The following is a 9,334-nucleotide window of genomic DNA, read 5'->3' on the forward strand; positions in this document are numbered from 1 at the left end:
TCATCCCCTGGGTCGCTTTCACGCCCTTTTCGTCCATGGCCCCCTTCACGCGATAATCGAACGCGGAGCCGCGGACGAAGGCAATGCTCGGACGTCCTCACACCGACCACCCGTGGTCGAGGGCGTGGGGCGCGGCCCGTCACACACAAACCGGTGAAGGACAACCACTCATGACGACGCCCACGATCGAGCTCAAGCCCTCGGCCTCGCCACTTTCCGGCGCGGAGCGCGAGGCGATCCTGGCCAACCCCGGCTTCGGCCGCCACTTCACCGACCACATGGTGACGATCCGGTGGACCGAGGGCCGCGGCTGGCACGACGGCCAGCTCGTCCCGTACGGCCCGCTCTCGATCGACCCGGCCAACATGACCCTGCACTACGCGCAGGAGATCTTCGAGGGACTCAAGGCCTACCGCCGTCCCGACGGCTCCGTCGCCACCTTCCGCCCGGAGCGCAACGCCAAGCGCTTCCAGCACTCCGCCCGGCGCCTGGCGATGCCCGAGCTGCCCGTCGAGACGTTCATCGAGGCCATCGACCTGCTCGTCCGGCAGGACATCGACTGGGTGCCCGCGCACGGCGGCGAGGAGTCCCTCTACCTGCGCCCCTTCATGATCGCCACCGAGGTCGGCCTGGGCGTCAAGCCGGCCAACGAGTACCTGTTCCTGGTGATCGCGTCCCCCGCCGGCGCCTACTTCCCCGGTGGCGTCAAGCCCGTCTCCATCTGGCTCTCCGAGGACCGCGTCCGCGCCGTCCCCGGCGGCATGGGCGACGCGAAGACCGGCGGCAACTACGCGGCCTCCCTGCTCGCCCAGGCCGAGGCCGCCGAGCACGACTGCGCCCAGGTCTGCTACCTCGACGCCGTCGAGCACAAGTGGATCGAGGAACTCGGCGGCATGAACCTGTACTTCGTGTACGGGGACCGGATCGTCACCCCCTCCCTCACCGGCTCCATCCTGGAGGGCGTCACCCGCGACTCCCTCCTCACCGTCGCCCGCGACCTCGGCTACACCGCCGAGGAGGGGCGCATCTCCATCGACCAGTGGCAGCGTGATGCCGAGAACGGCAGCCTGACCGAGGTGTTTGCCTGCGGCACGGCGGCGGTGATCACTCCTGTCGGTACGGTCAAGCGGCCGGGTGTGGAGTGGCAGCACGGTGAGGGCGAGCCCGGTGAGGTGACGCTGCGGTTGCGTGAGGCACTTCTTGACATTCAGCGGGGGACGGCGGAGGACCGCCACAACTGGATGCATCAGCTCGGCTGAGGGCTTGACGGGGTCGGGGGTTTTTGGCTGCGGGTGCGTGGGGGCTGGTCGCGCAGTTTCCCGCGCCCCTAAAGACGGGCGCGTTTCATTCGTTCTGGTGAATGTGGGTGTCGGTGGGTAACTGGCGTTTTACTGTGGGTGGTTGAGGGAGAACTGCCAAACACGGGGGAACTGTCATGTATGCCTATCGGAACGCGCCTCGCCGCGCCGCCGCTCTGGTGATCGCCGTCGTTGCGTCGGCGGCGCTCACCGTGCCCGTCGCCGGGGCCGCGGTCAGGGTGCCGTATACCGAGGCGGTCAGTGTCACGTCTGCGGGGAAGGCGGGGAACGGGCCCACGCGTGTGTCCGTCATCAGCCGCAACGGACGTCATCTCGCGCTCACTTCGGACGCCGAGGACCTCGACCCCAATGTGTCGCACAGCGGCATGTACGTACGCGACGCGCGCACCGGCAAGCTCCGCTTCGCGGGGTTCGGCGGACTGGTGGCGGTGCTCAACGACGGCCGCTACGTGTACGTCCAGTACGCGCCGTCCGCCGAGGACACCGACGTGTGGATCCACGACCTCGGCACCGGCAGGCGGGTGGGCTTCGGGATCGAGATCCCGGACGGATTCACCGGACAGCCCTCCGAGGTCTCCGTCAGCCCGAACGGCCGCTACGCCGTCTACGCGCTCCAGGAGACCGCCCAGAACAACAGCAGCGTCGTCTTCCTGCGCGACCGCGTCGCCGGGACCACCCAGCGGATCAGCCATCCCAAACCGACCTGGGAGGCACGCAACGCCTTCCGGCCGACGGTCAGCGACGACGGGCGCCGCGTCGTCTACCAGTACAACTACATGAACGGCCCGCGCGGCGACGACTGGGGCGACGTCTGGCTGTACGACCGCACCACCCGCAAGCACACCCAGATCGACCGCTCCCACGACGGCTCGGCGACCGAGAAGGAGTCCCTGAACCCGTCCATCAGCGGCAACGGCCGTACGGTCGTCTTCGAGTCCCGCGACACCCACCTGGTCCCCGGCGACAACGACGCCAGCTGGAACGTGTTCGTGCACGACCTCCGCACCGGCAAGAACCGGCGTATCCACGGCACCCAGGGCGGCCCCGGCGAGGTCTACACCCGGGACGCCGCGATCAGCGCCGACGGCCGCTACCTCACCTTCACGTCGGAGGTGACGGAAGCCGGCAGTCAGTACGGCAAGGAGTACCCCGTCTATCTGCGGGACCTGAAGAGGGGCACCACCACCCTGGTCACGCCCGACACCCACGGCGGCACGGCGACCGCCGAGGTCCTGCCGGGCCGGATCGCCGACGGCGCCCGCCGCATCCTCTTCCAGTCGTCCGACCCGACCCTGATCCCCAAGGGCGACACCAACGACGGCGCCGACGCGTTCGTACGGCACGTTCGGTGATCAGCCCAGTGCTCGCATCCTGAGACGGAGGGTGAGCACGGGGGTGGTGTGTGCCAGACTGCCCCCGTGCTCTCGTTCGCCACGATTATTGGCAGCAGGCGCGCCGGTCCGCAGTGACCGCCTCGTACGACCAGGTACGGGCGGCCATCGTCGTCTTCGACCCGCGCGCAGACCTCTCGCACCCGCGAGGGGTTTTTCGCTTTTCTGGCCCACCTTCAGCCGGAGAAGGAGCGCGAGGGATCATTGGGGGACGGTGGAACCGGTCATTCCGGTACAGACCGAGATCGACATCCCAGGAGCCTTGAGACCATGACGGAAACCAGCGAACCCAGCGAACTCGACGACTCGTTCCACGTCTTCGACACCACCCTGCGCGACGGCGCCCAGCGCGAGGGCATCAACCTCACCGTCGCCGACAAGCTGGCGATCGCACGGCACCTGGACGACTTCGGCGTCGGCTTCATCGAGGGCGGCTGGCCGGGCGCCAACCCGCGCGACACCGAGTTCTTCGCCCGCGCCCAGCAGGAGATCGACTTCAAGCACGCCCAGCTGGTGGCCTTCGGCGCCACCCGCCGCGCCGGCGGCACCGCGGCCGAGGACCCGCAGGTCAAGGCCCTCCTGGACTCCGGCGCGCCCGTCGTCACCCTGGTCGCCAAGTCCCACGACCGGCACGTCGAACTGGCGCTGCGCACGACCCTCGAAGAGAACCTGGAGATGGTCCGCGACACCGTCGCCCACCTGCGCTCCCAGGGCCGCCGCGTCTTCGTCGACTGCGAGCACTTCTTCGACGGCTACCGCGCGAACCCCGAGTACGCCAAGGACGTCGTCCGGGCCGCGTCCGAGGCCGGCGCCGATGTCGTCATCCTCTGCGACACCAACGGCGGCATGCTCCCGGCCCAGGTCCAGGCGGTCGTCGCCACGGTCCTCGCCGACACCGGGGCCCGCCTCGGCATCCACACCCAGGACGACACGGGCTGCGCGGTCGCCAACACCCTCGCCGCCGTCGACGCGGGCGCGACCCACGTCCAGTGCACGGCGAACGGCTACGGCGAGCGCGTCGGCAACGCCAACCTGTTCCCCGTCGTGGCCGCCCTCGAGATCAAGTACGGCAAGAAGGTCCTGCCCGAGGGCGCGCTGCGCGAGATGACCCGTATCTCCCACGCCATCGCCGAGGTCGTCAACCTCACGCCGTCCACGCATCAGCCGTACGTGGGTGTCTCCGCCTTCGCCCACAAGGCGGGCCTGCATGCCTCGGCCATCAAGGTCGACCCCGACCTCTACCAGCACATCGACCCCGAGCTGGTCGGCAACACCATGCGGATGCTGGTCTCCGACATGGCGGGCCGCGCCTCGATCGAGCTCAAGGGCAAGGAACTCGGCATCGACCTGGGCGACGACCGCGAGCTGGTCGGCCGGGTCGTCGCGCGGGTGAAGGAGCGCGAGCTCAAGGGCTACACGTTCGAGGCGGCCGACGCGTCCTTCGAGCTGCTGCTGCGCGCGGAGGCCGAGGGCAGGGCCCGTACGTACTTCGAGGTCGAGTCCTGGCGCGCGATCGTCGAGGACCGCCCCGACGGCAGCCACGCCAACGAGGCCACGGTCAAGCTCTTCGCCAAGGGCGAGCGGATCGTCGCGACGGCCGAGGGCAACGGCCCGGTCAACGCCCTCGACCGCGCCCTGAAGGTGGCCCTGGAGAAGATCTACCCCCAGCTCGCCAAGCTGGAGCTGGTCGACTACAAGGTCCGCATCCTCGAGGGCAAGCACGGTACGCAGTCCACGACCCGGGTCCTGATCTCCACCTCGGACGGCAAGGGAGAGTGGTCGACGGTCGGTGTCGCCGACAACGTCATCGCCGCGTCGTGGGAGGCCCTGGCGGACGCCTACACGTACGGGCTGCTGCGGGCGGGCGTACAGCCCGCGAAGTAGGGAGGGACCCGGCAGGGGTGAAGTGGCGCGAGGCCTGTTCGGGCGCTTGACGGTCGCATGTGGCGCTTGTTGACTCGCGGCGTGTTCCAAGCCGTGAGTCCACGCCAGGTGTTCAAGTGGGCTCAAGGATCCAAGGACTCCAGGTCTCCGAGAGCCGAGGGAAGGTCCATGCGACGAACCGCCCTGCTCGTCTGTGCCACGTTACTCACCGGGCTGTTGCCCCTGGCCGCCGCGGGCACGGCGGTCGGGGCCGACGACCCCGCCCCCGTCCCGGTGGACCGCTTCGAGGGCGAGGTCCCCTTCGCCTCCCCGCCCGCCGACGGCATCTTCACCTGGGGCGGCGACAGCGACGACCCGCCCCGGCTCGCCCTCACCGAACGGTCGGACGCCCCCGATGGCGCCAAGGTCCTCACCGGCACCTACGACATCAGCGGCTACGGCGGCTTCACCCACGACTTCGCCTTCGCCGAGCCAGCCCACGACTGGTCGGCGAGCAAGGGCATCCGCTTCTGGTGGGAGGGCCGGAACAACGGCAGGAAGGTCAACTTCGAGCTGAAGGACGGCGGCGCCAACGGCGAGGCCTCCGAACTCTGGACGACCTCCTTCACCGACGACTTCACCGGCTGGAAGCAGCTCGAGCTCCCCTTCACCAGCTTTGTGTACCGCACGGACTACCAGCCGGTCGGCGGCATCGACCAGATCCTCGGCCTCACCGAGACCTGGGGATACGCCCTCACCCTCCCCGTCGGGATCAGCGACCGATTCGCCATGGACGGCGTGGAGTTGTACGGCAGGGCGGACCCGGCGCTGCGCGCGTCCGTCACCACCGGCTCCGCCGTGTACCCGGTGAAGGAGGGCGGCACGGCGAAGGTCGGCGTCACCCTCGGTACGACCGGTTCCGCCCCGCTCACCGAGCCCGTCACGGTCACCTACGAGACGACGACCGGCGGTACGGCGTCGGACGGCGCCGACTACCGCCCCGTCCACGGCGAGTTCACCTTCCCGACGGGCACCGCCTCCGGCACCACCCGCACGATCCAGGTTCCCACCCGCAAGGACAGGACGGCGGAACCGGCCGAGACCATCCCCCTCAAACTCACGGTCACCGGAGCCAAGGCCCCCGCCGAGATCCCGCAGATCGTCATCGACGCCCACGGACTCCCGTATCTGAACGCCAAGTTGCCGGTGAAGCAGCGCGTCGCCGACCTCCTGGCCCGGATGTCCCTGGCGGAGAAGGCCGGCCAGATGACCCAGGCCGAGCGCGGCGCGGTCACGGCGACGCCCGGTGACATCGCCTCCTACGCTCTGGGCTCCCTGCTCTCCGGCGGCGGCTCGACACCCACGCCCAACACCCCGGCGGCCTGGGCGAAGATGATCGACGGCTACCAACTCCGGGCACAGGCAACGCGTTTCCAGATCCCGTTGATCTACGGCGTGGACGCGGTGCACGGCCACAACAACCTCGTCGGCGCCACGATCCTGCCGCACAACATCGGTATCGGGGCCGCCCGCGACCCCCAACTCGCCTACGGGGCAGGGAAGGTGACGGCAGCCGAAGTCCGCGCCACCGGCATCCCCTGGGACTTCGCGCCCTGCCTCTGCGTGGCCCGTGACGAACGCTGGGGACGGACATACGAGTCGTTCGGCGAGGACCCGGCGCTCGTCGAGTCGATGGAGACGGTGATCCAAGGTCTCCAAGGGCGTCCGAACGGCACGCAGTTGAAGGACAACGACAAGGTCCTCGCCACGGCCAAGCACTTCGTCGGAGACGGCGGCACGACCTACGGCTCCTCCACCACCGGCTCGTACACCATCGACCAGGGCGTCACCCAGGTCACCCGCAAGCAGCTCGAGGCGGTCCACCTGGCCCCGTACCAGGACGCCGTGGACCGGGGTGTCGGCTCGGTCATGCCGTCCTACTCCTCCCTCGACATCGCGGGCGACGGCCAGGGTCCGGTGAAGATGCACGCCCGCGCCGACATGATCAACGGCGTGCTGAAGGGCCGTATGGGCTTCGACGGCTTCGTCATCAGCGACTGGCAGGCCATCGACCAGATCCCCGGCGACTACGCCTCCGACGTCCGTACCTCCGTCAACGCGGGCCTCGACATGATCATGGTCCCGTACGCCTACCAGGACTTCCGCACCACCTTCGTCGCCGAGGCGAACGCCGGCCGGATCAGCGAGAAGCGGATCGACGACGCGGTCTCCCGCATCCTCACCCAGAAGTTCAAGCTCGGCCTCTTCGAGAAGCCGTACGCCGACACCAGCGGCGCGGCGGACATCGGCTCGGCCGAACACCGGGCGGTGGGACGGGAGTTGGCGGCGAAGTCACAGGTGCTGCTGAAGAACGCGCACAGTGTCCTGCCGCTCGCCAGGTCCCAGAAGGTGTACGTCGCAGGGTCCAACGCCGACGACATCGGCAACCAGACCGGCGGCTGGACGGTCACCTGGCAGGGCTCGTCAGGGAACATCACGAAGGGCACGACGATCCTGGAGGGCATGCGCAGGGCGGGCGGCGACATCACGTACTCCAAGGACGCCTCCGCCCCGACCGCCGGATACGACGTGGGCATCGTGGTCGTCGGCGAGACCCCGTACGCCGAGGGCATGGGCGACGTGGGCAACGGCAACGACCTGGAGCTGAGCGACGCCGACAAGGCGGCGGTCGACCGGGTGTGCGCGGCGATGAAGTGCGCGGTGCTGATGGTCGCCGGGCGCCCCCAGCTCATCGGTGACCGGGTCGGTGACATCGACGCCCTGGTCGCCTCCTGGCTGCCGGGCACCGAGGGCGACGGCGTCGCCGACGTGCTCTACGGCAAGCGGGCGTTCACCGGCCAACTCCCGCTCACCTGGCCGAAGTCCGAGGCCCAGTTGCCGATCAACGTGGGCGACACGACGTACGATCCGCAGTTCCCGTACGGCTGGGGCCTCACGACGAAAACCGGGATCCCGGAGGGCGGCGAGAAGACCCTGAAGGCGCTGTCGACCGCGGCCGGCGCGGCACAGAAGGCCCACGACGACAGGGCGGGACGCGCACTGGTCACCAAGGCGCGACTGCTGGTCCAGGAGAGGATCGGCCAGGGGATCACACCGGCCACCGCCAAGCCCTTCGCCGACGCCGACCACCTGCTGCTGACCGGCCGCTACGGCGCGGCCGTGGAGAAACTGAGGGCCGCGTACCGAGCGGCCTGAGAGAAGGGCGGAACGGAGAAGATTGTCATCGGGAGCCCCACCAGCCCCGATCTCCGTTTCCGCCCTCCTTCGGGTAGCTTCGAAGATATGAAGGCCGTGCTGGTCCGTCGTGTCGTACGCCTGCTGCTGATGCCCTTCGCCGTGACACTCGCGGCGCTGATCCTGCTGACGTCCGCGCCGGGCGCGCACGCGGCCACCGACCTCTCCAAAGTCGCCGAGGCACTCCGCGCGAGCCCGGTGTACGTGGACCCGGCCGCCTCCGACCTGCTGTCCGCGTCCGACGCCGACGCGCTCGCCGCCAAGATCGAGGACGCCGACAAACCGGTGTTCGTGGCCGTCCTCCCGGCCGACTACCCGACCCAGAACCTCTTCACGAACCTCCGCACGGAGACAGGTGTCACGGGCCTGTACGCCGTACGCCTCGGCGACCGCTTCGACGCGCGCGCCGACAGCAGTGTGCTCGGCCAGCCGGCGGTCGCCAACCTCGTCACGGCGGCCCGGAGCGCGGGCGACACGAAGGCCCAGCTCAACGACTTCGTCGACGCCGCCCTGCGCGGCGACGTCGGCGGTTCCGCGCCGGCCACCTGGAGCGGCTCGGGCGGCGGCGGTGGCGTGGACACGGGGGCGCTGATCACCGCAGGCGCGGTACTGGCGGCGGGCGGCGCCGGCGCGTACGCGCTGGTACGGCGCAACCGGCGGCGGCACGAGGAGGAGCGGAGGGCCGCGCTCGCCAAGCTGACGGTCGTCGTCGACGAGGACATCACCGCGTTCGGCGAGGAACTTGACCGGCTCGACTTCCACCCCGCCGAGGCGGGCGCCGACGACGCGATGCGCGCGGACTACGAACGGGCGCTGGACTCGTACGAGAAGGCGAAGTCGCTGATGGCGGCCACGCGGCGTCCGGAGGAGGTGCGCGCGGTGACCCAGACCCTGGAGGACGGCAGGTTCTCCCTGGCCCAACTGGCCGCGCGCCGCGAGGGCCGCCCGTTGCCCGAGCGCCGAGGCCCCTGCTTCTTCGACCCGCGCCACGGCCCCTCGGTCACCGACGCGACCTGGACCCCGGCGGGCGGCACCCCGCGCGAAGTCCCGGTCTGCGCCGCCGACCAGGCCCGCCTGGCCAACGGCCACGACCCGGCGTACCGAGAGGTGGAGACCGCCTCCGGCCCCCGCCCCTACTGGGACGCGGGCCCGGCGTACGGCCCCTGGGCGGGCGGCTACTTCGGCGGCGGCATCCTCCCCGGCCTCCTGGTCGGCACGATGCTGGGCAGCATGATGGCCACCCCGGCCTATGCGGCGGACTACGGCGCCGGCTACGGCGACTTCGGAAACTCGGGCGGCTTCGAGGGCGGCGACATGTCAGGCGCGGACTTCAACCCCGGCGACTTCGGCGGCGGCTTCGGAGGAGGGGACTTCGGGGGAGGCGGGGACTTCGGCGGGGGGTTCTGAGTTCTTCAGCCCCTCCGGCGTTTGAGGAGCGGGGGTTCGGGGGCGGAGCCCCCGATGGGGGTCCCCCCTCTGGGGGAGGGACGGGTAGGGGCGGCGGGG

General features: G+C 70.1%; 5 protein-coding genes. All 5 read left to right on the forward strand.

Annotation, left to right across the window (positions count from 1 at the left end; all coding sequences use genetic code 11):
- Positions 1 to 170: 170 nt before the first annotated feature.
- The 5 genes from ABZ855_RS44005 (at position 171) to ABZ855_RS44025 (ending at position 9,235) form a co-directional block, all read left to right on the forward strand.
- Entirely contained in the window at positions 171 to 1,259 is a 1,089-nt protein-coding gene (locus ABZ855_RS44005) for a branched-chain amino acid aminotransferase (protein ID WP_360818202.1), read from the forward strand.
- 176 nt (positions 1,260 to 1,435) lie between these two features.
- Positions 1,436 to 2,671 carry a hypothetical protein gene (locus tag ABZ855_RS44010; protein ID WP_360818205.1) on the forward strand — a complete coding sequence of 412 codons (1,236 nt, stop codon included), beginning with the start codon at positions 1,436 to 1,438 and terminating at the stop codon, positions 2,669 to 2,671.
- Between the two features lie 309 nt (positions 2,672 to 2,980).
- Positions 2,981 to 4,594 carry a citramalate synthase gene (gene cimA, locus ABZ855_RS44015; RefSeq protein WP_360818208.1) on the forward strand — a complete coding sequence of 538 codons (1,614 nt, stop codon included), beginning with the start codon at positions 2,981 to 2,983 and terminating at the stop codon, positions 4,592 to 4,594.
- Positions 4,595 to 4,762: 168 nt separating this feature from the next.
- Complete coding sequence (locus ABZ855_RS44020) at positions 4,763 to 7,789, forward strand: glycoside hydrolase family 3 N-terminal domain-containing protein (RefSeq protein ID WP_360818211.1); 3,027 nt, start codon at positions 4,763 to 4,765, stop codon at positions 7,787 to 7,789.
- 87 nt (positions 7,790 to 7,876) lie between these two features.
- Positions 7,877 to 9,235 (forward strand): hypothetical protein, encoded by a 1,359-nt coding sequence (locus tag ABZ855_RS44025; RefSeq protein ID WP_360818214.1) that lies wholly within the window; start codon positions 7,877 to 7,879, stop codon positions 9,233 to 9,235.
- Positions 9,236 to 9,334 lie beyond the last annotated feature (99 nt).

Origin of the sequence: Streptomyces sp. NPDC047042 (genome assembly GCF_040644035.1) — a bacterium.
Lineage (GTDB): Bacteria > Actinomycetota > Actinomycetes > Streptomycetales > Streptomycetaceae > Streptomyces.